Origin of the sequence: Actinomycetospora aurantiaca, assembly GCF_037401875.1 — a bacterium.
GTDB lineage: Bacteria > Actinomycetota > Actinomycetes > Mycobacteriales > Pseudonocardiaceae > Actinomycetospora > Actinomycetospora aurantiaca.
Genome location: NZ_JBBEGN010000014.1, coordinates 87,779 through 109,892, shown reverse-complemented (window position 1 = coordinate 109,892; position 22,114 = coordinate 87,779). Strand labels below are relative to the sequence as shown.

Here is a 22,114-nt window from a genome sequence, read left to right as displayed (position 1 = left end):
CGGGGTACTCCTCGCGGCGTGCTGCTCCTCGTCGTCCTGGTCCTCCACGCCGCCGCCGTGTGGTTCTGCACCGGGCTGGTCTGGGTGGTCCAGGTGCTCGTCTACCCGGGCTTCGCGGGCCTGGACCGGGCGTCGTTCACCGCGTGGCACGACCGCCACACCCGGCTGATGGCGTGGACGGTCTCCGGGCCGTGGGCGGTGCAGGGGGTGACGACGGCGGTCCTGCTGGTGTGGCGTCCCGACGGCGTGCCGTTCTGGGCGGCGGCGCTGGCGGGCGTGTGCGGGGCGGCGACGGTGGCGGTGACCGTGCTCGTCTCGGTGCCGTGCCACCGGCGGCTCTCCGCCGGCTACGACGACGAGGTGCTGACCCGCCTCGTCGTCACGAACCGCTGGCGGGTGCTGGCGTGGACCGCGGGCGGGCTGGTCGCCGCGGGGATGCTCGTCGCCGCCGCGTGACAGGCTCAGCACCGTGCTGCACCTGCGGGTGGTGTGTCCGGCCGAGCGGACCGACGAGATCCTCGGATGGCTGCGGGAGGCGCCCGGCGTCGCCCACCTGACCGTGATGCGCGGCGCCGCGGTGGCCCCGGAGGGCGACGTCGTGGGCGCCGACGTCGCGCGGGAGGCGGTCGACGACGTCCTGGCCGCCCTGTGCGACCGCGGCGTCGACCGGACCGGCGGGATCACGCTGGAGCCGCTGGACACCGTCCTGTCGGACCGGGCGGACGCGGCCGAGGAGGCCGTCCCGGGTCTCGGGTCCGACGCCGTCGTCTGGGACGAGCTCGTGGGCCGGTCCGGCGACGACGCGCAGCTCTCGGCGAGCTTCGTGGGCTTCCTGACGATCGCGTGCCTGCTGGCCGCGGTCGGCGTCGTCACGAACTCGCCGGTGACGGTGGTGGGCGCGATGGTCGTGGGCCCGGAGTTCGGCCCGCTCGCGGCGCTCGCCGTCGGACTGGTCGGGCGCCGCGGCGACCTCGCGATCCGGGCGCTGCGAGCACTCGCCGTCGGGTTCCCGGTGGCGCTCGTGGTGACGGCGCTGGCCAGCCTGGCGGCCGAGGCGGCGGGCCTGGTCACCCTCAGCCCGCTGGAGAGCGCGGACCAGGTCGACTTCATCTACCAGGTCGGCCCGTTCTCGCTGATCGTCGCGCTGCTGGCCGGCGCGGCCGGGATGCTGGCGATGACCTCGGCGAAGTCCGCGGCGCTGGTCGGGGTCTTCATCTCGGTGACGACGGTGCCCGCGGCGGGCTACGCGGTCGTGGCGGCGACCCTCGGCGACTGGGCGCGCTGCCTCTCCTCGGTGGCGCAGTTGCTGATCAACCTGGTCGGGATCGTCGTGGCCGCGGCGGGCGTGCTGCTGCTGCGGACCCGCACGTACCGGCGTCGCGGGCTGGGCCGGAAGCTGTCGGAGGGTTGACGGGTCCTGCGGGGGTCCTACGCTGCCGCGATGGACGAGGGTCTGGACGTGGTCCGCCGTGCGTACTCCTCCATGTCCGGTCCGTACATCGGCCTGTTCGACGGCGGTCGGAAGGGTCATGCGGACGACACGGCCCTGGTGCGGCGGCATCTGACCGGCCTCGACGATCCTGTGCTCGACCTCGGCTGCGGACCCGGGCACTGGACGGCGTACCTGCACTCGTCGGGGGTCGACGTGACGGGAGTCGACCTGGTCCCCGAGTTCATCGCGCACGCCCGGGCGACGTACCCCGGGCCGGAGTTCCGTCTCGGCTCCATGACCGAGGTGGACGTCCCCGACCACTCCGTGGCCGGTGTCCTGTCCTGGTACTCGACGATCCACCTCACTCCGACCGAGATCGACAGCGTCCTCGTCGGCTTCCGGCGCCTGCTGCAGACCTCGGGGGTGCTCGTGATCGGATTCTTCGACAGCGACGACGACGTTGCCGCCTTCGACCACACGGTCCTCACCGCCTACCGCTGGCCGGTCGACGTCCTCTCCGACCACCTGGACCGGGCGGGCTTCATCGAGCTCGAGCGCCGGCAGCACCAGGTCCCGGAGCGCCCGGATCGCCGCTACGCCGCCACCGCCGCGCGGGCGGGCTGAGCCCAGCTCTCCCGAGATTGTCGGACCCTCGTACTAGTGTTCGAATCGTGGCCGCAGTCCTGGAGACCGAGACCCCCGGTGGTGACCCGTTCGCGGGCATCCCCGCTGGTCCCGCGCTCGCGGCCACCCTCGCCACGGTGGTCGTCGCCGAGCTGCCCGGTCAGCACGTCGCAGCCTGGATGCGGGCCACGTTCCGGCAACGCAACCACGACGACGCCGAACTCCTCGAGGCCATCCGGCAGGCGTGCCGCTCCCGCGCCGACACCTGCCGCCGCGTGTACGACGACGGGTTCGCCCCCCGGATCGCCGCGGCGAACCTGGGCTGGTCGGCGGTCACCGCGTCGGCCCGCTACGGCCTGGCGTGCTTCGTCCTCGAGGCCCAGCCGGCCCTCGGGGCGGCGATGCGCAGCGGCGAGCTGGAGGAGCGCAAGGCCGCGATCTTCGACGCCGCCACCGAAGGGCTCGAGGAACACCAGATCAGCGAGGTCGTGCGCATCGTGCTCCCCGAAGCTCCCGGGCTCGCCTACGGGGCGCTGCGCGAGCGGATCCTCGAGGTCGCCCGCGCCCTGGACCCCGCCTGGGCGGCCGGGCGGCTCGCCGCCGCGATCGCGCGGGCGCGGGTCACGGCCCGGGTCGCACCGTCCGGGGCGGTGGACCTGTGCGGCTACGACCTGCCGCCCGACCTCGCCCAGGACGCCAAGGCCCACCTCGACGCCCTCGCGCTGCGGGTGCAGGCCCGGATGGCGGTCCTCGGCGCCGACCTCGGCGTCGGGTTCATCTCCGCCCGCATCTTCACCCGCCTGCTCGACGGCACGCTGACCGGCCTGGACGACCCCGCCATCACCGACGCCATCGTCACCGAACTCTGCAGCGGCCCCCCGAACGACGACGATCCCTACGACGAGCCCGACGACGGCCCCGACGACGGCGGCCCCGACGACGGCGGCCCCGACGGACCGTCCGACGACCGGCCCGAGGACGGGCCGGGCGACGGCGGTCCCGGCGAACTGGCCGACGCGGGCCCCGACGGTCCACACGGGCCGCCCGACGAGCCACGCGAAGGACCCGGCGACGCACCCGGAGACGGTCGCTCAGGCGCTACGCCCGTGGTCGAGCCCTACCCGGCCGAGGTCGCGCTACGAATGCGCCTGTCGACCCTGCTCGGCCACGACCGACACCCCGCCGAACTCCCCGGACTCGGCGGCACCCTGCCCGAGATCGCCCACCGCCGCGCCCGCGAACTCGGCGCCGCCACCTGGCAGCTGCTCGTCCACGACGACCACGGGCGTCTCCAGCACCTGATCGGCCTGCGCGCCCCACCCCACGCCGGCCGCGACTCCCGCCACCGCCGACGCACCGTCCAGATCACCGCCCCGGCGGCACTGCTCGACGCCCTCGACCTGACGGGACAAGCCGGTGCCTGGCTCGCCGACCTGCTCGCCGCCTACCACCGCTCACGCGACCGTCCACCCCACGAGCACCCCGCCACGACCGACCGCGACGCCGACCGCCGCTTGCCCGGCGCTGCCCTCGCCCGCTGGATCGACGCCCGCGACCCCACCTGCGTCGCCCCCGGCTGCTCGGTGCTCGCGAAGCGCTGCGAACACGACCACACCCTCGACTGGCACCACGGCGGCCGCACCCGCGCCGAGGGCCTCGCCAACCTCTGCAAAGCCGACCACCGCGCCAAACACCTCGCCGGCTGGACCTACCACCAACCCGAACCCGGCCGCTTCCAGATCACCGACCCCACCGGAACCGTCCACCACACCGAAAGCCAGGTCGCCCGCCCCCTGCCCGACCCCCAGGAAACCCCACACGAGCCGTTCGGCGACTTCGACGTCCCACCACCCGCCGACTTCGCGCCCCGACCCACCCCCGACGGCCGCATCACCACCGCCGCCCTCGCGACCGTCGAATATCTGCAGGCCCGCCGCCCACCCCCATGGCAGCCGACACCGGCCACACGCGACGAGGACGACGACGAGCCGCCCTACTGACGCCGCCGCGACCCCACGGCGGCGCGCTCCGGGTCCAGCAGCGCCTCCTCGTCGAACAGGCCCCCGGCCGCCGTCGGGAAGGACACCGTGAGCGGGCCGACGCGCAGCACGCCCGAGCCGAGCACGGCGAACCGCACCCCGGCCCGGCCGCGCAGCAGCGCGTGGGCGCCCGGCGCGAGGACGGTGTCCATCCATGCGCACGGTGCGGCGGGCCGGCGGCCGCCGAGCAGGACCGGGCCGTCGCCGGAGTCGAGGAGCACGTCGGTCATCCGCAGCCGCTCGACGTCCAGGCCGCGGGTCACCACGGTGCGCCGGGCGAGCACCGGGTCGAACGGCGGCACGCCGAGCTCGGCGGCGACGGCCTCCAGCGCCTCCGCGGCGATGATCGTCAGCGCCGCGTCGCGGTGGGCGGCCCGGCCGGCGTAGCGGTCACCGACGACGCCGTGGCCCGCCCGGAGCTCGACCGCCGACGGCGACGTCGTCTCCGTCGGCGCGGGACCGTCCGACGGCCGCCCCTGATAGGCGTGCCCGGGCGACACGACGAGACGCTCGATCTGCACTGGTCCGTACCTCTTGCTTCACGGGAATCACAGGTCTATACCTCTCCCGTGGCCGTGACGCGATCGACGGAAGTGGGCGCCAAGGTCGCCGCGTTGTGCGCCGAGCTCGGCCCGGGCGCCATGCTGCCAGGCGAGCGGGACCTGTCGACCCGGTTCGGCGTCTCGCGCGCCACCGTGCGCAAGGCGCTCGAGGAACTGATGGCGCGCCGCATCATCGAGCGCCGTCACGGCGCGGGCACCTTCGTGCGCCGCCCCGCCGTCGCGCAGCCGCTCATGGCGACGTCGTTCGGCGACGACATGCGCCGCCGCGGGCTCGAGCCGTCGTCGCGCCTTCTGTGGTGGGACACCGTCGTCGCGGACACCGACCTCGCCGCGCGCCTCGAGATGCCCGGCGGCGAGGCGGTGCTGCGCGTGTGCCGGGTGCGGCTGGCCGACGGCGAGCCGATGACCCTGGAGACCCTGCACGTCCCGGCCGCGCGCGTGCCCGGCCTGACCGGCGACGACCTCGACGGCCCGTCCTCCTACTACGAGCTCCTCGCCTCGCGCTTCGACCGGCGGATCCGCTCCGGCACGCAGTCCGTCGCCCCGGTGGTGCTGGACGCCGGCGACGCCGCCCTGCTCGGGGTCGCCGCCGGCGCCGCCGCCCTGCGCTTCGTCCGCACCTCCCGCGACCACCGCGGCGAGGTGATCGAGCGGGTCGAGTCGCTCGCACGCGGCGACCGGTACCTGATCGAGATGGAGATCATCCCGCCCGGGGAGATCCCGTGAGCCCCGTCGTGGCGGTCGACCTCGGCCGCTCCGGCGCCCGGGTGCTCGCGGACGGCGGACGACGGGTGACGACGACGGGTGCGGGGCTCGGCGACCCGGGCGGCGCAGCAGCGGTGGCTGCCGTGGTGCGGTCGGCCGTCGGGCCGGTGCCCGCGGGGTGCGCCCTCGCCGTCGGCGTCCCGGGCGCGCTCACCCGGCCCGACGAGGCGGCCGCCCTCGCGGAGGCCCTGACGACGGGGTGGGACGGTGCCGCACCGGCATCCGTGCTGGTGACCTCGGACGTCGTCGCCTGGCACGCCGGGGCGTTCGGCGGTCACGGGGCGGGCGTGGTGCTCGCAGTGGGGACCGGAGCGGTCGCGCTCGGGGTGGACGGCGACGGCATCGTGCGCCGCATCGACGGGCACGGACTCCTGCTCGGCGACGCCGGCGGCGGGGCCTGGATCGGACAACAGGGTCTCCGCGCGGCCCTCCGGGCCGTCGACGGCGCCGGCCCGGACACCGCGCTCGTGAACCCGGCCCGTGCGGTGCTTGCCGGGCGGCCGTCCGCGCCGGGCGACCTCGCGGCCTTCGCCCCCGCGGTGCTGGAGGCGGCGGAGAGCGGTGACCCCGTGGCCGCGCGGATCGTCGACGAAGCGGTGACCCAGCTGGGCGCCACGGCGCGCGCGACGGTCGACGGTGCGGCTTCTGTGCCGTCCAGTGACAGCATGGCCGCACTGCTGACACCGGAGGTGCCCGTGGCCGTCGTCGGCGGCCTCGCGGAGGCCCTGACCGACCGGCTCGGCGGGACCGGCCTCACCCTGGCCGAGGCCGCGGGCGACGCCCTCGACGGCCTGGCGACCCTGGCCGCCGACACCGGCACCGCTCACGAGCCGACCGTGACCCGCCGTCGGGAACAGCGGTCGAACGGGACCGGCCCGGCCGCGGACACCGACCGGCTCCCCACGGAGGCCGTGCGGCCGGGGTCCGAGGACCTCGACGCGCTGCCGACCCCGGACGTCGTCGCCCGCCTGGTCGAGGGCCAGGCCGTGGCCCCGGCCGCCGTCGCGGCGATGACCGGGCCGATCGCCCGGGCGGCGGAGGCCGTGGGCGCCGCCCTGCGGACCGACGGACGGTTGGTCTACACCGGTGCCGGCACCTCCGGCCGCCTCGCGGTGCAGGACGCCGCCGAGCTGCCGCCGACGTTCGGCCTGGACCCGGACCGCGCGGTCGCGCTCCTGGCGGGCGGACGCGACGCCGCGGACGCGGCCGTCGAGGGCGCCGAGGACGACGACGTGGCCGGGCGGGCCGACCTCGAGCAGATCGGGATCGGGCCGCACGACGTGGTCGTCGGGGTCGCCGCGTCCGGCCGCACGCCCTACGTGCTCGGCGCCCTCGCCGCCGCCCGGGAGCACGGCGCGACCACCGTCGCCGTCGTGAACGCCGTCGCCTCGCCGGTCGCGGCCCTGGCGGACGTCGCGATCGAGCTGGTCACCGGCCCGGAGGTGCTGGCGGGCTCGACCCGCCTGGCCGCGGGGACCGCCCAGAAGATCGCCCTGAACACCCTGTCGACGGCCGCCCTGGTGCGGGCGGGCGCGACGTACGGGCCGTGGATGGTCGGGGTCCGGATCACCAACGCGAAGCTGCGCCGGCGGGCGGAGCGGATCGTGCGCGACGCGACAGGCGTCGACCTCGTCACCGCCCGGGCCGCGCTGGCGGCGGCCGGCGACGACGTCGCGGCCGCGGTCGTCGCGCTCCTCGCCGGGCTGGACGACGCGACGGCCCGCGACCGGTTGGCGACGGCGGGCTCGGTGCGGGCGGCGGTGTCGGCGGTGAGCTGCTCGTGATCGTCGTGGGGATGCTGTCCGGGACCTCGGCCGACGGGCTGGACGTGGCGGTGTGCTCGATCGAGGTCGGGGAGACCGTGCAGCTCGAGGTGCTCCGGCACGCGGGCGTGGCCTGGCCGGAGGGGCTGGGAGACCGGGTGCTCGCGCTGCTCCCGCCCGCGCCGACCACCGTCGAGGAGGTCTGCGCGGTGGACCACGCCCTCGGGCGGGCCGCGGCGGACGCGGCGGTGGACGCCCTCGACGGGCTGGACGGCGACCTCGTCGTGTGGCTGGGGCAGACCGTGTTCCACGGGATCAGCGACGGCCGGGCGACCGGCGGGCTGCAGCTCGGCCAGCCGGCGTGGATCGCGGAGGCGACCGGGCTGCCGGTCGTCAGCGACCTGCGCTCCACCGACATCGCCGCCGGCGGGCACGGCGCCCCGCTCGCGAGCACCCTGGACGCGCTGTGGCTCGCGGGCCCGGAGACGCGCGTCGCGCTGAACCTCGGCGGGATCGCGAACGTCACGGTGGTCGCACCGCACGGCGTGACCGCGTTCGACACCGGACCCGCCAACTGCTGGCTCGACGTCGTCGCCCACCGGGCCACCGGCGCCGCCTACGACGTCGACGGCGCCCTGGCGGCGCGGGGCACGGTCGACCGGGGTCTGCTCGAGCACCTCCTCGCCGAGCCCTACTACGCCGCTCCCCCGCCGAAGACGACCGGCCGCGAGCTGTTCACCGCGCCCGCGCTCGACGCGGCGGTGGCGCACGCGGCGCCGCACATCGACGCCCCGGGGCTCGCCGCGACCCTCGTCGCGCTGACCGCCCGCACGGTGGCCGACGCGTGCCGCGACGCCGTGGAGGTCGTCGGCGCCGGGGGTGGCATGGCGAACCCGGTGCTGCGGCGAGCGCTCGCCGAGGCCCTGCACCCGATCCCGCTCGTGTCCGCCGACGAGCGCGGGCTGCCCGCCGACGCGAAGGAGGCCGTCCTGACCGCCCTGCTCGGCGCCCTGACCTGGCACGGCGTGCCCGGGGTGCTGCCGGGGGCGACGGGCACGGCGACGCCCCGGGTCCTCGGCCGCATCAGCCCCGGCCACGCACCGCTGCGCCTGCCGGAGCCGGCGCCCGCCGTCCGCTCGCTGGAGGTGGTCGCATGAGGCTGGGCGTGTCCGCGGCCCTCGTCGGCGGCGTGCTGCACCGCGGCGACGTGGCGGTGGTGGACGGACGGGTCGAGGCGGTCGGGCTCTCCCCCGCCTGCGGCGCCGGGATCGCGGTGCCGGGCCTGGTCGACGTGCAGTGCAACGGGTACGCGGGCGTCGACCTGACGGCGGCCACCGACCCGGACGAGGTGCGCCGGTTCCGGCGGGCCCTCGCGCAGGACGGCGTCACCGCCGTGGCACCGACCGTCATCACCGCCGCCCCGGACACCACGACGACCGCGCTGCGGCTCCTCGACGCGGCCCGCTCCGGCGACGCGGGCGCCCGCCTGCTGGGCGCGCACGTCGAGGGCCCGTTCCTGTCCCCGAAGCGGCCCGGGACGCATCCCCCGCAGTTCCTCCGCCCTCCGGACCCCGGGTTGTTCGAGGCGTTCCGGACGGCGGGCGCGGTCGCGATCACCACCGTCGCGCCGGAGCTCGACGGCGCGGACGCGGTGATCGCGTCGGCCCTGCGCGCCGGGGTCACGGTGATGGCCGGCCACAGCGACGCTCCCGCGGCCGAGGCCCACGCGGGGTTCGACGCCGGGGTCGCGGGCGCCACGCACCTGTTCAACGCCATGAGCGGGTTCGACCACCGGTCGCCCGGGCTCGCGGCCGCGGCGCTGGCGCACCCCGGTGCGGTCGTCACCGTGATCGCCGACGGGCACCACCTCGACCCCGACGTCCTCCGCGTCGTCGCCGCGGCCGCGCCCGGCCGCTGGGCGCTCATCACCGACGCGACCGCCGCCGCCGGCATGCCGGACGGGACGTTCCGGCTCGGCGACGTCGAGCTGACCCTCGCCGACGGCGCGGTCCGCAACCCCGACGGCACCCTCGCCGGCAGCGCCGCGACGCTCGCCGGCTGCGTGCGCGTCGCGGTCTCCGCCGGGATCGGGCTCGCCGACGCGCTCACCGCCGCCACCGCGACGCCCGCTCGGCTCGTCGGCCCGGCCCACCGGCCGCACCCCGACCTCGGCGTCCTGCGCCCCGGCGGGGTCGCCGACGTGACCGTGCTCGACGACGCGCTCGCCGTGACGCGGGTCCTCGTCGGCGGGGCGGAGGCCGCATGACCTCGCTGCTCGAGTCCGAGCTCTACGCCCAGCCGCGCGCCCTCCGCTCCTTCCTGACGACGGGTGACGCCGTCGCCGGGGCGGTGCGCGACCTCGCCGACGGCACCACCGGGGTCGTGATCGCCGCCCGCGGGAGCTCCGACAACGCCGCCCGCTACGCGCAGTACCTCGTGCCGCTCGTCGGCGAACGCGAGGTGACCCTGGCGACGCCGAGCCTCGTCACCACCTACGGCGCCTCGCCGGACGTGTGGCGCCGCCTCGTCGTCGGGGTGTCGCAGTCCGGCAGCTCGCCGGACATCGTCGCGGTGCTCCGCGACGCCCGCGAGCGGGGCGCGCCCACGCTCGCCGTCACGAACGACCCCTGCTCCGACCTGGCCGGGCAGGCGGATCTGGTCGTGCCGCTGCGGGTCGGCGAGGAGCGCTCCGTCGCCGCCACGGGCACGTACACCACGTCGCTGGCCGCGCTCGCGGTCGTCGCGGCCGGGCTGGCCCCGGAGCCGACGGCGGCCGCACTGCTGCGCGACCTCGACCGGACGCCGGACCTGGTCGCGGAGGCCCTCGAGGCCGACGTGGACGAGGCGGTCGAGACGTTCGCGGCGTCGTGGCGCGGGATCGCGGTCGGGCGCGGGGTCAACCTGGCGACCGCCCACGAGGCCGCGCTGAAGCTCACGGAGCTGACCGGGTCGCTCGTGACCCCCTTCTCCCCCGCCGACCTGCGCCACGGGCCGATCGGCGCGGTCGGCCCCGCGACCCCGGTGCTCCTGGTCGCCCCCGACGAGGCGGCGAGCGCCTCGGTGCTGGACCTCCGCGACGAGCTCGCGCAGCGGGGCGCACCCGTCGTCGTGATCGGCCCGGACCTGCCGGCGCAGACCCCGGGCCTCGTCTCGCCGATCGTGGCGGTCGTCCCGGCCCAGAAGCTCGCGTGGCGGCTCGCGCTGCGGCGCGGCGTGGAGGTCGACGCTCCCGGCGGCCTGCACAAGATCACCAGGACCGAATAGGAGCCCGGGATGCACGACGTCGTCAACCTCGCCGTCATCGTCGCCTACCTCGTGGCGATCGCGGTGATCGGCCTGAAGCTCTCCGGGCGGCAGCGCTCGGCCACGGACTACTTCACCGGCGAGCGGTCGCTGCCGTGGTGGGCGGTGATGTTCTCGATCGTCGCGACCGAGACCTCGACGCTCACCGTCATCAGCGTGCCCGGGGTGGCCTACGGCGGGTCGTTCTCCTACGTGGAGCTGGCCGTCGGGTACCTGGTCGGGCGCATCCTCGTGTCGTTCGTGCTGCTGCCGCTGTACTTCCGCGGCGGGTTCGTCTCGGCCTACCAGTACCTGGGCGAGCGGTTCGGGCGGCACACCCAGGGCCTCGCGTCGCTGACGTTCCTCGTGACGCGGCTGCTCGCCGAGGGCGTGCGGCTCTTCGCCGGCGCGATCCCGATCAAGCTGCTGCTCGCCGAGTTCGGCCTGGACGTCAACTACTTCGTCATCGTCCTCGCGATCACCGCCGTGACCGTGGCCTACACCTACGTCGGCGGCATCAAGGCGGTCGTCTGGACCGACTTCCTGCAGATGGGGCTCTACCTGCTCGGCGCGGTGATCTGCGTGGTCGTGCTGTCGGTGCAGGTCGGCGGCGGCGGGTGGGCCGCGGCGTGGGATGCGGGCAAGCTCACCGTCTTCGACTTCTCCAAGCCGATCCTGACGAGCCCGTACGCGTTCGTCACGGCGATCGTCGGCGGCGCGCTGCTGACGATGGGGTCGCACGGCTCGGACCAGCTGATCGCCCAGCGCGTGCTCTCCTGCCGGTCCCTGTCCGACGGCCGCAAGGCGATGATCGGCTCGGCGGTGGCGATCGGCGTGCAGTTCGCGCTCTTCTCGCTGGTCGGGGCGCTGCTGTGGGCCCGCAACGGCGGGGCGCCACTTGCATCGTTGGGCCTGACCAGCGACCAGGTGTTCGGCGAGTTCATCCTGCGCGACCTGCCGATGGGGCTCTCCGGCCTGCTCGTCGCCGGCATCCTCGCGGCGACGATGGGCTCGCTGTCGAGCGCGCTGAACTCGCTGTCGACCTCGACGATCGCCGACATCGTGCAGTCGTGGGCCGGCTGGCGGCCGGGCGAGCAGACGATGCTCAAGGTCGCCCGGTGGATGACCGGGGTGTGGGCGCTGGTGATGGTCGCGTTCGCCTCGCTGTTCACGACGACGGACGACCCGGTCGTCGAGCTCGGGCTCTCCATCGCGTCGTACACCTACGGCGCCCTGCTCGGCGCGTTCCTGCTCGGCCTGGTGGTGCGCCGGGCCGACGGCGTCGCGGCCTTCGTGGCGTTCGTGGCGACCCTGCTCGGTGTCGGCTGGGCGGCCCTGGGCATCTCCATCGACGGCCAGGCGCTCGCGTTCCCGTGGTTCGTGCCGCTCGGCGTCGTGATCACCTTCGTGGTCGGGGGCCTCATCTCGCTGGTACGGCCGCGCCGGGAGCCGACGCCCGAGCCGGAGCCGGTCGCCGTGGGGTGATCGGCTACGCGCGCAGGGCCGCGGCGATCTCGCCCGGCTCGTCGTCGGGACCCGGCTCCTCGAACGGGACGTCGTAGCGCTCCCGCAGGAGCCGCTCGGCGTAGAGGTGCTCGGCGTCGTCGACGACCTGCCGCAGGCTGCGGACCGTCCGCCGGATCACCAGCGCCGTCCCGAGCAGGGGCACGACCTGCGCGAACCGCTCCTGCGTGAGCCGCAGCGCGAGCGAGGTCGAGACCGTCCGGACGACGGCGCCCACCCGCTCCGAGGTCAGGCGCACGGCCTGTCGGCGGGCGAGGCCACGAGCGACGCCGGCGAGCTCCCGGTAGGCGGCCGCGCGGCGGGAGTCCTCCGCGAGGCCGAGCGAGAGCACGCCCAGGGCGAAGAGCCGCTCGTCGGGGTCGGCGACGTCGTAGCCGTGGTACGCGGCGACGTGCGCGACCGCCCGGGTGCTCACGAGCACGCCCAGCGCCGCGTCGACCCCGAGGACGGCGAGCACGGCGCCGAGGCCCGGCGCGGCGGCGACCCCGCCGGTCCCCGCCGCGAGCACCGTGCCGCTCGAGGTCACGAGGCTCGACCCGGCGCCCTGCACGGCGCCGCCGATCGCGTAGGGCACGCCCAGGTCCGGGGTGACGGCGCGGAGGTCGGCCAGCGGGAGGTCCCGGAGGTCGGAGAGCTCCGCGACCGGGTGCCCGCGCTCCCGGTGGGCGGCGACGATCGGACCGGTGCGCACCGAGGCCGCGGCCGTCCCCGTCCCGGCGTCGATCAACCGGCCGAGCCCGGACACGGCCAGCCGGCCGGCCTCGACGGCACCCGGGACGTACTCGACGACGGTCCGGACGTCGCCGGCGACGCGCCCGGCCGTGCGTGCCCACCAGCCCGGGGCCTCGGCCGGCTCGGCCAACCGGTGGGCCCTCCACTCCCGGAGGGCCCGCCACTCGTCGCGGTCGGCCGACGACATCAGCGCCATCTCGGTCATCCGGCACGCCTACCCCCGGCCGCCCGCGCGGGACACGTCGCGGTCGTTACCGTCCGGTACCCGGCGGGGACCGTCGGATCCAGAACCGATCGGAGAGAGGTGCATGTCCGTGCCGCACGGCAGGCTGACCGCGGTCTACGACGAGGTGGTCGCGCGCAACCCCGGGGAGGAGGAGTTCCACCAGGCGGTGCGGGAGGTCCTCGAGAACCTCGGGCCCGTCGTCGACAAGCACGCGGACCTCGCGGACGCCGAGATCCTCCGGCGACTCTGCGAGCCCGAACGCCAGATCATCTTCCGCGTGCCGTGGGCCGACGACGACGGGCGACCGCAGCTCAACCGTGGCTTCCGGGTGGAGTTCAGCTCCGCACTCGGTCCCTACAAGGGCGGCCTGCGGTTCCACCCCAGCGTGTACCTGGGCATCGTCAAGTTCCTCGGGTTCGAGCAGATCTTCAAGAACTCGCTGACCGGGCTCGCCATCGGCGGGGCGAAGGGCGGGTCCGACTTCGACCCGAAGGGCCGCTCCGACGCCGAGGTGATGCGGTTCTGCCAGTCCTTCATGACCGAGCTCCACCGCCACCTCGGCGAGCACACCGACGTGCCCGCGGGCGACACCGGCGTCGGGCAGCGGGAGATCGGCTACCTGTTCGGGCAGTACAAGCGCCTGACCAACCGGTACGAGTCGGGTGTGCTCACGGGGAAGGGCCTGACCTGGGGCGGCTCCCGGGTCCGGACGGAGGCGACCGGCTACGGCCTGGTGTTCTTCGTCGACGAGATCCTCCGGGCCTCCGGGAACTCGTTCGAGGGCCGGAAGGTCGTGGTCTCGGGATCGGGCAACGTCGCCGTCCACGCGATCCAGAAGGTCCACCAGCTCGGCGGGCGGGTGATCGCCTGCTCCGACTCGGCCGGGTACGTCGTCGACGAGGACGGCATCGACCTCGACCTCCTCCGGGACGTCAAGGAGGAGCGGCGGGGTCGGGTGAGCGACTACGCCGAGGAGCGGGGCGGGAACGCCCGCTTCGTCCAGGACTGGCCGATCTGGTCGGTGCCCTGCGACGTGGCCCTGCCGTGCGCGACGCAGAACGAGCTCGACGAGGCGGGCGCGAAGCAGCTCGCCGGGAACGGGTGCGGCGTCGTCGCCGAGGGCGCGAACATGCCGACGACACCCGACGCGATCCGGCTCCTGCGCGAGGCCGGCGTCACCTTCGCGCCCGGCAAGGCGGCCAACGCGGGCGGGGTCGCCACCAGCGCGCTGGAGATGCAGCAGAACGCCGCGCGCGACACCTGGACGTTCGAGCACACCGAGGAGAAGCTCGCCGGGATCATGCACTCGGTCCACGAACGCTGCCTCGAGACCGCCGAGGAGTACGGCAGCCCGGGCGACTACGTCGCCGGCGCCAACATCGGCGGGTTCCTCCGCGTCGCCGACGCCATGGCGGCGCTGGGCCTGGTCTGACCGGAGGTCCGGACGCACGAACGGCACTCCCGCAGCGCCCCGAGGTGCGCGGGAGTGCCGTTCGCCGCCGATCAGCCGGTCACGCGGCGACCGGCTCCTTCCGGTCCCGACGGGCCTCGGCCTCGGCCGACGGGGTGCTCGTGGCCTGGTCGCGCCGCAGCCCCTCCGACTCGTGGGCCTGCTGCTCGGCCGCGAACTTCTTGTTCGGCAGCGCGAGCCGCCAGATGGTGCGGATGGACTTCCAGAACTGCTTCGGGAACGGCCCGATGTTGTAGGGCAGGTCGTACTTGGCGCAGATCTCCTTCACCCGCTCCGCGATCTCCGGGTACCGGTTCGACGGCAGGTCCGGGAACAGGTGGTGCTCGATCTGGTAGCCGAGCGAGCCCGACATGACGTGCATCAGCCGGTTGCCGGTGAAGTTGGCCGAGCCGAGGAGCTGGCGCAGGTACCACTCGCCCTGCGTCTCGTTCTCGAGCTGGTCCTCGGTGAACACCTCGGCGCCGTCGGGGAAGTGCCCGCAGAAGATGATGGCGTAGGACCACACGTTGCGGATGAGGTTGGCCGCCATGTTCGCGGTGAGGGTCGTGATGAAGAACGGCCCGGTGAGCAGCGGGAAGAGGATGTAGTCCTTCCCCATCTGCTTGCGCATCTTGCGGCCGACCTGCTCGAGCTTGGCCTTGAACTCCTCCGGGTCCTGGATGTCCCGACGCAGCAGGCCCTCGATGTCGAGATCGTGGATCGCCACGCCGTGCTGGAACAGCAGCATCAGCAGGGTGTTGAAGACCGGCTGGCCGAGGTTGACCGGGTTCCACTTCTGGTCCGAGGTGACCCGCAGGATCTCGTACCCGACGTCCTTGTCCTTGCCGAGGACGTTCGTGTACGTGTGGTGCAGGTAGTTGTGCGAGTGCTTCCACTGCTCGGCGGGGCAGACGTTGTCCCACTCCCACGTGGCCGAGTGGATCTCCGGGTCGTTCATCCAGTCCCACTGGCCGTGCATGACGTTGTGGCCGATCTCCATGTTCTCGAGAATCTTGGCCACGCCCAGCAGGGCGGCGCCCGCCATCCAGAGCGGCGGGACGACGCTGCCGAACAGCGCGGCCCGGCCCGCGATCTCGATGCGGCGCTGAGTCTTGATGATCGACCGGATGTACTCCTCGTCGGCCGCGCCGCGCGACTCCTCGACGTCGCGGCGGATCGCGTCGAACTCCTCGCCGAGCGCCTCCACGTCGGCCTCGGTCAGGTGGGCGAATTCCTTGATGTCGGAGATGGCCATCTCGGGCTCCTCTCTCAGAGATCCACGGTGCAGTCACCGGCAGCGGCGGTGACGCAGGTCTGGACGGTGCGGGTGGACTGGTCGGTGTCGGCCACGCGGTGCTCGGACCCGTCGCGCAGGTCGCGCACGGCGCCGGAGCGCAGCGGGGCGACGCAGGTGTGGCAGATGCCCACGCGGCAGCCGAACGGCATCGGGACGCCGGCCTGCTCGCCGGCCTGGAGGACGGTCGCGGCGCCGTCGGACTCGACGGTGCGGCCGCTGCGGGCGAAGGTGATCGTCCCGCCCTCGGCGGAGCCGGAGAACGAGGCGGCGAACCGCTCGAGGTGCAGCGACTCCCCCACGCCCGCGTCCGCGAACGCCTTCTCGGCGTCGTCGAGCATCTCGGCCGGTCCGCACGCCCAGGTCTGGCGCTCCCGCCAGTCCGGGACGACGTCGTCGAGGCCGGCCGGGAGCGTCAGGTGGCCCTCGGTGCGGGTGTGGCGCTGCACGATCCGCCACGACGGGTGGCGGCGGGCGAGCAGGTCGAGCTCGTCGGCGAACAGGGCCCGCTCGGCGTCGGGCGCGGAGTGCACGAGCACCACGTCGTCGGCGGCGTCCGAGCGGCGGTCCAGCGACCGCAGCATCGCCATGACCGGGGTGATGCCGGAACCCGCCGTCAGGAAGAGGACCTTCGACGGCAGCGGGTCGGGCAGGACGAACTCCCCGGCCGGCGGGGCGAGCCGCACGACGGTGCCGGGCTCGACGCCGTTGACCAGGTGCTGCGAGGCGAACCCGTCGGGCATGGCGCGGACGGTGATCACCAGGCGCTTCCCGTCCCGCGCGGGCGGGGTGGTCAGCGAGTACGAGCGCCACACGAAGCGCCCGTCGATCTGCACGCCGATGCCGATGTACTGCCCGGCGGCGTGCGGGAACTCCCACCCCCAGCCGGGCTCGACGACGATCGTCGCCGCGTCCTCGGCCTCGGGGGTGACGCTGACGACCCGGCCGCGCAGTTCACGGGCGGACCACAGCGGGTTGATCAGGGTCAGGTAGTCGTCGGGCAGCAGCGGCGTGGTGAGTCGGGTCGCGAGGTCCCTCAGGCGCCGGGCGCGGGTCGAGAGTACGGCCGTCACGGTGTCTCCTCTGCCTGGAAAACTTCTAGGTACCAGGAGTACCGGAGACTTTCGGTTACCGCTACCCACGGTACCGCTTGCGGCGCACGATCCGGCTCACAGTCGACGGTGTGCGCGCGGTCACGGTGGTCCGCGACCTCGGTAAATAGTTCCCGACGACGGGGGCCCGCGGCTGCCGGGCGGTCGGTTGACTCGCTGGTGACCGACTCGGGAGGAGGACCCCATGACCCTCGTGGATCTCGTGGTGCTCGCCGTCGTCGCCCTCGCCGCGTGGCGGGGCTGGCGACGCGGGGGCACCGCACTCGTGCTGTCGCTGGCCGGGACCGCGGTGGGCGTCGTCCTCGGCGCCCTCCTGGCGGGCTGGTGGGACCCGTCGTCGCGCGGGTGGCTGATCGCCGGGGTCGTCGTCGGCGGCCTGATCGGGCTCGGCGCCGGACGCCGCCTCGCCGACGCGCTCGCCACGCGGGCCGGAGGCCGGGTCGCGCGTCCGGTGCTGGTGGACCGGGCGGTCGGGGTCGTGGCGCACGGCGGGCTCGCGCTGGTCGTGTGCGTGCTCGTCGGGGCGGCGGTGGTCGCCTGGGGCCCGGTCGGCCTCGCCCGCGCCACCGAGGACAGCGGGGTCCTGACGACGGCGGCCGACCACCTGCCGTCCGTCGGCCAGGTCGCGGGCCAGGTCCCCGGTCTCGTGACGGCCGCCCGATGAGCCGGGGCAGGCTGGTCGCCGGCGGGGTCGTCGCCGCGGCGCTGTTGCTGTGGTGGACGACCGGGTCGCTGCTGGTGGCCCTGCTGATCCTCGGGCTGGTGGCGCTCGCGGCCGGGCTCGCCGTCGTCGTGAGTGCCTGGGCGCGGCCGCGGCCGGACCCGCTGGCGACCCCAGTCGGCACGACCACCGTCGACCTCACCGTCGCGCCCTCGGCCGCCGCTCCCGTGCGCCGCGCCCTGCGGACCGTGCTCGCCCGGCCGTGGGTCCACGGCGACGGCCTGCTGCGGGTGACCGCCCAGCGGCTCGACGGCGTCGACGCCCTCGTGTGGACCCCGCGCGGCCAGCAGGTCGCGGCCCCGCACCTGTGGGTGGAGTGGAACCCGGTGGACGGCGCCGAGGTCGCGCAGCGCCGGCCGCTCGAGTCCCTGGCCCGGGAGCTCGCCGAGGGCTACGTCGAGCACGGCCGCGAGCAGGGCGTGCGCCGGCTGGCCGAGCGGACGTGGGTGCACCTGCTCGTCTCCGACGACGTCCCGCTCGGCCGGGTCGTCGTCACCGCGGCCTTCTCCGAGCCGCAGCAGACCCCCGTCGCCGCCGCGTGCGCGTCGACGGCGGGCCCTCTCGCCCCGGCGCGGGGGGCGGGAGGAGGGCATCCGGCCGGCGCGGGGCAGCAGCGCCGGCCGGAGCTCGGGCCCGGGGGCGGGAGGCGCGTCCCCGGGCCCGTCGCCCTCGCGACCCGGGTGACGGCGGCCGTGCCCAAGCTGCGCACGCTCGTGGCCGGGGCCGGTCCGCGGGCGACGCTCGTGGTCGAGGACGCCGCGGGCACCCGACTGACGGACACGGACCTGACGCGGACCGTGGAGCTCGGGCGGGACCCGGCGGCCGGTCTGGTGGTCGACCACCCCGGGGTGTCGTGGCGCCACGTGCGGCTGAGCCCGGAGCGGGGCGGCTGGACCGTGACCGACCTGGGCTCGACCAACGGGACCCGCGTCGACGGGCGCCGGATCGACCGCCCGACCCGGCTGGTGCCGGGCGCGGAGCTCGCGCTCGGCGCCGACGGGCCGCGGCTGCGCCTCATGGCGGCCGAGACGGACCGGTCGGCGACCACGCAGGTCGTCGCGGGGCACTGAGCGGGTGGGGATACTGGCGGACGTGCGGAACGGGGCGGGTGCCGGGCGCGTCCTGCCGCTCGGTGGGCTGGCCCTGCTCGACGTCCGCTCCGAGCGCCGCATCTCGGTGCCGTGGGGCGAGACCGCCACGATCGGCCGGAACACCGCCGGCGACCGGCACGTGCAGGTGGACGACGACCAGGTCTCCCGCGTGGCCGCGGAGATCGAGATCCGGGACGACGCCTACCTCGTCATCAACCGCCAGCGCCACGGCGGTCAGCTGACCCTGGTGGTGCCGGGGGTGGCGGGCCAGGACCGGATCCGGCCCGGGAACGGGTTGCTGGTCCGCGACTCCCGCGCCTCGCTCGGGCTGTGGCTCGCGGACGGCCGCGAGGTCACGCTCGCCCTGCTCGCGTTCGCGCCGACGGCGGCCTCGGTCGGCCGCGCCGACCTGGCGGGCGGGAAGACGGTCAACGCCGCCCTGCCGACGGACGAGACGTGGTGGTCGGTCCTGGTCGCGGCCTGCGGACCCACCCTGATCGCCGCGGCGTCGAGCCCGGACGGCACGGCCCGCGACCACCACGGCGACGCCGACCAGATCGCCGCCTGGCACCGGGGCGCCGGTCGCCCCGTCCCGAGCCCGAAGACGCAGAGCGAGGCGTTCCGGCACGCCCAGCGGTGGCTGCGCGGGGTCCGGCTCAACGACAAGACGCGCGGGTGGCGGGTCGCGGTGGTGGACCAGGTGATCGGCCTGCGGCTGGTGACCCTGGACGACGTCCGGCGCCTCTTTCCCGGCGAGATCCCGCCCGGGCTCACGACCCGATCGGCCAGCATCTGATCGGACGCGTCCGTTCGGGTCTCGCGTCCTGACCGGGAAACGTCGTACCGTGATCGACGACGCAGCGCACACGCACTGTGCAGGGGGGCACGTCACCGTCCGCACCGGACGGGTGACGCGTAGTACGCGACGGACGGGAGACATGGTCGGCGCCGCCATCGGGGGCACTCCCCGTGACCGGCCGGTCCACCGTTCGACGCCCGGGGGAACGGGAACGACATGACCCGAGACGACACGAGGCCGACCACGCCGGAACCGCTCCGCGGAGCACCCGGGTTCCTCGTGCGGAGGCTCTACCAGGCCTACGCGGCCGCGTGGCTACGGCACGTGGACACCACGCTGACGGGGCCGCAGTTCGCGGTCCTCACCGCGGTCCGCGAGTACCCGGAGGTCGACCAGGGGTCGCTCGCGGCCTGCGTCGCCCTCGACCGCTCCACGATGGCCGACGTCTGCCGCCGGCTCGAGGACCGCGCGCTGATCCACCGGGGCACGGCACCCTCGGACGGACGGCGCAAGCTGCTGACGCTCACCGACGCCGGGCGGACCCTGCTCGACGACGTCAGCACCAAGGTCGGCCGCCTGAACGACCAGCTGATGGGCACCTCGCGCGAGGCCGACGAGCTGACCCGCGTGCTCACCGACCTCGACCGGCTCTCCGAACGCTGGGAGCGGGTCGCCGAGGGTTGACCGGTCAGGTGCCGCGGGCGAGCTCGGCGGCCTCGAGCCGCGCGAGCTCCTCCCGGCGGGCCCGCATCAGCAGCAGCCCGATGCCGGACATCCCGGCGATGACCATGAGGACCACCGCCACCAGGTACGGCAGCCACCCCTCGCTGACCAGCGCGAAGGTCAGCACGTAGACCGCGGCGAGCGTCGCCAGGGGGAAGGTGAGCCGGAACAGGAAGCGGTTCCGGTCGGTGTCCGGTGGGGGCCACTGGATCCAGCCGGTCAGCCGGCCGAGGAGCTCCGCGAGCATGGGGTGACGGTACGCGGGGCGTCACGCCACGATGATGCGGGACCGCGTCACCCGCCCCCGCTTGACCGCGGTGAGGGTCACGACGACGAGCTCGGTCGGCTTCCCGGTCGGCGGGCCCGGGAGCAGCCAGCCCAGCTCGCGGTCGTGGGTGAAGGCGAAGACCTCCTCGTCGACGACCCGGAAGCGGTCCCCGGTGCGGGAGAGCCGGCGCACGGTCAGGTCGCCGGGCAGCACCACCTGCCCGGCGACGAACCGGGTGATCTCGTCGACCCCCGTGGCGCCCGCACCCGACGGCAGGACGTCGACGGTCGCGTCGTCGGCGAGCAGGTGGGCCACGGGGCCGCCCGAGCGCAGGGCGGTGTGCAGGGCGTCGTGCACGCGCTCGACGGCGATCATGAGGTCCTGCACCGCCTTCGTCACGCGCTCCACGGTATGACCCGGCAGGTCATCGCGCCGCCCGTGTCACCAGGTGACGGGCAGGGCCTTCACGCCTCCGGTGAGGTGCTGGGTGCGCACGTCGATGTCGTCGAGGTCGACGGCGAGACGCAGGTCGGGCAGGCGCGACGCGAGGGTCCGGAAGACCGTCCGCAGCTCGGTGCGCGCGAGGCTCGCGCCGATGCAGAAGTGCCCGCCGTGGCCGAACCCGACGTGGCCGCGCTCCTCGCGCTCCGGCTCGAAGTCCTCCGCGTCCGCGAAGGCCTCCGGGTCCCGGTTCGCGGCGTTGATCGAGATGATCACCGCGTCGCCCTCGTGGATCGTCACGCCCGCGATGTCCACGTCCTGGTGGGCGTAGCGCAGGAGCCCGAGGTCGCCGGGGGCGCCCAGGCGCATGATCTCCTCGACCACCTTGTCGGTGTGCGCGTCCGGGTCCTCGGCCAGGTACTCCCAGCGGTCCCGCTGGGTGAGCAGCAGCAGGATGCCCAGGCCGATGCGGTTCACCGTCGTCTCGTGCCCGGCGAAGAGCAGGCCCACCGAGAGGCGGATCATCTCCTCGTAGTCGTAGGTGTCGTCCTCCTCCTGGGCGTGGACCAGGTCGGAGATGACGTCCTCGCTGCGGTCCGTCCGCTTCTGCTCGGCGAGCCCGGCCATGTAGCGGCCGAACTCCTCGCGGGCGCCCTGGGCGTCGGCGGCCGGGTCGAAGGTGGCCATGCGGTCGGACAGGTCGCGGAAGTACTCGGAGTGCTCGTGCGGCACGCCGAGCAGCCGGCAGATGACCGCGACCGGCAGCGGCACGGCCAGGCTCTCGTGCAGGTCCGCGCGGCCGTCCCGCTCCTTGGCGGCGACCATGTCGTCGACGTACCCGTCGACGAGGGCCTGCACGTCCTCGCCCATCTGCCGCATGCGCTTCGCGGAGAACGCGGGCGTCAGGAGGCGCCTCATCCGGGTGTGGTCGGCCTCCTCGGTCTCGTAGTTGCCGCTGGGCCCGTCGGCGATCGCGGCGTGCGTGACGCGCGCGGCCCGCTCCGGGTCGGGGTGCGAGCGGCCGAAGCGCTTGTCGCCGAGCAGGTCGCGGACCTCGTCGAACCGGGTGACCAGCCAGGCCGGGTCCCCGGCCGGGGTGGTCACCGCGGCGACCGGGGCCTCGCGGCGCAGGACGTCGTAGAGCGGGGCGATCTCGAGCACGTTCGGACGCTCGAAGGGCAGCTGCAGGTCCGTGGTGGCGGTCATGACGCTCCTCGTGGTGACGACGGCATCACCGAGCGTACGTGTTTATGGCAGTCAGTGCC

General features: G+C 74.9%; 22 protein-coding genes. 15 read left to right on the top strand and 7 right to left on the bottom strand.

What is annotated here, in order from left to right; all coding sequences use genetic code 11:
* Positions 1-18 precede the first annotated feature (18 nt).
* The 4 genes from WCD74_RS23035 to WCD74_RS23020 are packed head-to-tail and all read left to right on the top strand — an operon-like array spanning position 19 to position 4,056.
* On the top strand, positions 19-456 hold the full coding sequence (locus WCD74_RS23035) for a hypothetical protein (RefSeq protein WP_337697224.1): 438 nt from the start codon (positions 19-21) through the stop codon (positions 454-456).
* 13 nt (positions 457-469) lie between these two features.
* Complete coding sequence (locus WCD74_RS23030) at positions 470-1,411, top strand: DUF389 domain-containing protein (RefSeq protein WP_337697223.1); 942 nt, start codon at positions 470-472, stop codon at positions 1,409-1,411.
* Between the two features lie 30 nt (positions 1,412-1,441).
* Positions 1,442-2,056 (top strand): class I SAM-dependent methyltransferase, encoded by a 615-nt coding sequence (locus WCD74_RS23025; protein WP_337697222.1) that lies wholly within the window; start codon positions 1,442-1,444, stop codon positions 2,054-2,056.
* A 47-nt stretch (positions 2,057-2,103) separates the two neighbouring features.
* The gene (locus WCD74_RS23020) at positions 2,104-4,056 is read left to right on the top strand and encodes an HNH endonuclease signature motif containing protein (RefSeq protein ID WP_337697221.1); all 1,953 of its coding nucleotides are present in this window, start codon (positions 2,104-2,106) and stop codon (positions 4,054-4,056) included.
* On the opposite strand, the gene WCD74_RS23015 is transcribed toward WCD74_RS23020, so the two are convergent.
* Complete coding sequence (locus WCD74_RS23015; RefSeq protein ID WP_337697220.1) at positions 4,050-4,616, bottom strand: MOSC domain-containing protein; 567 nt, start codon at positions 4,614-4,616, stop codon at positions 4,050-4,052. The genes WCD74_RS23020 and WCD74_RS23015 overlap by 7 nt on opposite strands.
* A 48-nt stretch (positions 4,617-4,664) precedes the next feature.
* Between WCD74_RS23015 and WCD74_RS23010 the strand changes: the two genes are divergently transcribed.
* Genes WCD74_RS23010 through WCD74_RS22985 form a run of 6 tightly spaced genes read left to right on the top strand, consistent with a single transcriptional unit; the run spans position 4,665 to position 11,953 of the window.
* A complete protein-coding gene (locus tag WCD74_RS23010) occupies positions 4,665-5,384 on the top strand; it encodes a GntR family transcriptional regulator (protein ID WP_337697219.1) in 720 nt (239 codons plus the stop codon).
* Complete coding sequence (locus tag WCD74_RS23005; protein ID WP_337697218.1) at positions 5,381-7,207, top strand: N-acetylmuramic acid 6-phosphate etherase; 1,827 nt, start codon at positions 5,381-5,383, stop codon at positions 7,205-7,207. Before WCD74_RS23010 ends, WCD74_RS23005 begins: the two co-directional genes overlap by 4 nt.
* Positions 7,204-8,343, top strand: coding sequence for an anhydro-N-acetylmuramic acid kinase (locus WCD74_RS23000; protein ID WP_337697217.1), 1,140 nt, complete (start codon positions 7,204-7,206; stop codon positions 8,341-8,343). Before WCD74_RS23005 ends, WCD74_RS23000 begins: the two co-directional genes overlap by 4 nt.
* On the top strand, positions 8,340-9,452 hold the full coding sequence (nagA, locus tag WCD74_RS22995; RefSeq protein WP_337697216.1) for an N-acetylglucosamine-6-phosphate deacetylase: 1,113 nt from the start codon (positions 8,340-8,342) through the stop codon (positions 9,450-9,452). Before WCD74_RS23000 ends, nagA begins: the two co-directional genes overlap by 4 nt.
* Positions 9,449-10,450: an SIS domain-containing protein gene (locus tag WCD74_RS22990; RefSeq protein ID WP_337697215.1), complete on the top strand. Its 1,002-nt coding sequence runs from the start codon at positions 9,449-9,451 to the stop codon at positions 10,448-10,450. The genes nagA and WCD74_RS22990 overlap by 4 nt, the downstream gene beginning before the upstream one ends.
* Before the next feature lie 9 nt (positions 10,451-10,459).
* The gene (locus WCD74_RS22985) at positions 10,460-11,953 is read left to right on the top strand and encodes a sodium:solute symporter (protein WP_337697214.1); all 1,494 of its coding nucleotides are present in this window, start codon (positions 10,460-10,462) and stop codon (positions 11,951-11,953) included.
* 4 nt (positions 11,954-11,957) lie between these two features.
* Here WCD74_RS22985 and WCD74_RS22980 read toward each other — a convergent pair whose 3' ends face one another.
* The gene (locus tag WCD74_RS22980) at positions 11,958-12,929 is read right to left on the bottom strand and encodes an EcsC family protein (RefSeq protein WP_337697213.1); all 972 of its coding nucleotides are present in this window, start codon (positions 12,927-12,929) and stop codon (positions 11,958-11,960) included.
* Positions 12,930-13,038: 109 nt separating this feature from the next.
* Between WCD74_RS22980 and gdhA the strand changes: the two genes are divergently transcribed.
* Positions 13,039-14,382 (top strand): NADP-specific glutamate dehydrogenase, encoded by a 1,344-nt coding sequence (gdhA, locus tag WCD74_RS22975; RefSeq protein WP_337697212.1) that lies wholly within the window; start codon positions 13,039-13,041, stop codon positions 14,380-14,382.
* Between the two features lie 79 nt (positions 14,383-14,461).
* Here gdhA and WCD74_RS22970 read toward each other — a convergent pair whose 3' ends face one another.
* Together WCD74_RS22970 and WCD74_RS22965 are read right to left on the bottom strand one after the other, a co-directional pair.
* Positions 14,462-15,655, bottom strand: coding sequence for a fatty acid desaturase family protein (locus WCD74_RS22970; RefSeq protein WP_337697211.1), 1,194 nt, complete (start codon positions 15,653-15,655; stop codon positions 14,462-14,464).
* Between the two features lie 14 nt (positions 15,656-15,669).
* A complete protein-coding gene (locus WCD74_RS22965; protein WP_337697210.1) occupies positions 15,670-16,767 on the bottom strand; it encodes a ferredoxin reductase in 1,098 nt (365 codons plus the stop codon).
* A gap of 223 nt (positions 16,768-16,990) precedes the next feature.
* Here WCD74_RS22965 and WCD74_RS22960 point away from each other — a divergent pair, with 223 nt between their 5' ends.
* The 4 genes from WCD74_RS22960 (at position 16,991) to WCD74_RS22945 (ending at position 20,101) form a co-directional block, all read left to right on the top strand.
* A complete protein-coding gene (locus WCD74_RS22960; RefSeq protein ID WP_337697209.1) occupies positions 16,991-17,470 on the top strand; it encodes a hypothetical protein in 480 nt (159 codons plus the stop codon).
* Positions 17,467-18,597 carry an FHA domain-containing protein gene (locus WCD74_RS22955; RefSeq protein ID WP_337697208.1) on the top strand — a complete coding sequence of 377 codons (1,131 nt, stop codon included), beginning with the start codon at positions 17,467-17,469 and terminating at the stop codon, positions 18,595-18,597. Before WCD74_RS22960 ends, WCD74_RS22955 begins: the two co-directional genes overlap by 4 nt.
* A 22-nt stretch (positions 18,598-18,619) precedes the next feature.
* On the top strand, positions 18,620-19,414 hold the full coding sequence (locus tag WCD74_RS22950) for an FHA domain-containing protein (RefSeq protein ID WP_337697207.1): 795 nt from the start codon (positions 18,620-18,622) through the stop codon (positions 19,412-19,414).
* A gap of 219 nt (positions 19,415-19,633) precedes the next feature.
* Positions 19,634-20,101 carry a MarR family winged helix-turn-helix transcriptional regulator gene (locus tag WCD74_RS22945; protein WP_337697206.1) on the top strand — a complete coding sequence of 156 codons (468 nt, stop codon included), beginning with the start codon at positions 19,634-19,636 and terminating at the stop codon, positions 20,099-20,101.
* A 4-nt stretch (positions 20,102-20,105) separates the two neighbouring features.
* Here WCD74_RS22945 and WCD74_RS22940 read toward each other — a convergent pair whose 3' ends face one another.
* The 3 genes from WCD74_RS22940 to WCD74_RS22930 are packed head-to-tail and all read right to left on the bottom strand — an operon-like array spanning position 20,106 to position 22,055.
* Entirely contained in the window at positions 20,106-20,387 is a 282-nt protein-coding gene (locus WCD74_RS22940; RefSeq protein WP_337697205.1) for a hypothetical protein, read from the bottom strand.
* Between the two features lie 21 nt (positions 20,388-20,408).
* Positions 20,409-20,807 (bottom strand): hypothetical protein, encoded by a 399-nt coding sequence (locus WCD74_RS22935; protein WP_337697204.1) that lies wholly within the window; start codon positions 20,805-20,807, stop codon positions 20,409-20,411.
* 42 nt (positions 20,808-20,849) lie between these two features.
* Positions 20,850-22,055, bottom strand: coding sequence for a cytochrome P450 (locus WCD74_RS22930; RefSeq protein ID WP_337697203.1), 1,206 nt, complete (start codon positions 22,053-22,055; stop codon positions 20,850-20,852).
* Positions 22,056-22,114: the final 59 nt, after the last annotated feature.

Bases quoted from the DNA above. Each gene is read 5' to 3' on its own strand.
- WCD74_RS22990 (WP_337697215.1), top strand. From the start codon at position 9,449: ATGACCTCGCTGCTCGAGTCCGAGCTCTACGCCCAGCCGCGCGCCCTC.
- WCD74_RS22945 (WP_337697206.1), top strand. From the start codon at position 19,634: ATGACCCGAGACGACACGAGGCCGACCACGCCGGAACCGCTCCGCGGA.
- WCD74_RS22930 (WP_337697203.1), bottom strand. From the start codon at position 22,055: ATGACCGCCACCACGGACCTGCAGCTGCCCTTCGAGCGTCCGAACGTG.
- WCD74_RS22985 (WP_337697214.1), top strand. From the start codon at position 10,460: ATGCACGACGTCGTCAACCTCGCCGTCATCGTCGCCTACCTCGTGGCG.
- WCD74_RS22955 (WP_337697208.1), top strand. From the start codon at position 17,467: ATGAGCCGGGGCAGGCTGGTCGCCGGCGGGGTCGTCGCCGCGGCGCTG.
- nagA (WP_337697216.1), top strand. From the start codon at position 8,340: ATGAGGCTGGGCGTGTCCGCGGCCCTCGTCGGCGGCGTGCTGCACCGC.
- WCD74_RS22970 (WP_337697211.1), bottom strand. From the start codon at position 15,655: ATGGCCATCTCCGACATCAAGGAATTCGCCCACCTGACCGAGGCCGAC.
- WCD74_RS23025 (WP_337697222.1), top strand. From the start codon at position 1,442: ATGGACGAGGGTCTGGACGTGGTCCGCCGTGCGTACTCCTCCATGTCC.
- WCD74_RS22980 (WP_337697213.1), bottom strand. From the start codon at position 12,929: ATGACCGAGATGGCGCTGATGTCGTCGGCCGACCGCGACGAGTGGCGG.
- WCD74_RS22940 (WP_337697205.1), bottom strand. From the start codon at position 20,387: ATGCTCGCGGAGCTCCTCGGCCGGCTGACCGGCTGGATCCAGTGGCCC.
- WCD74_RS22960 (WP_337697209.1), top strand. From the start codon at position 16,991: ATGACCCTCGTGGATCTCGTGGTGCTCGCCGTCGTCGCCCTCGCCGCG.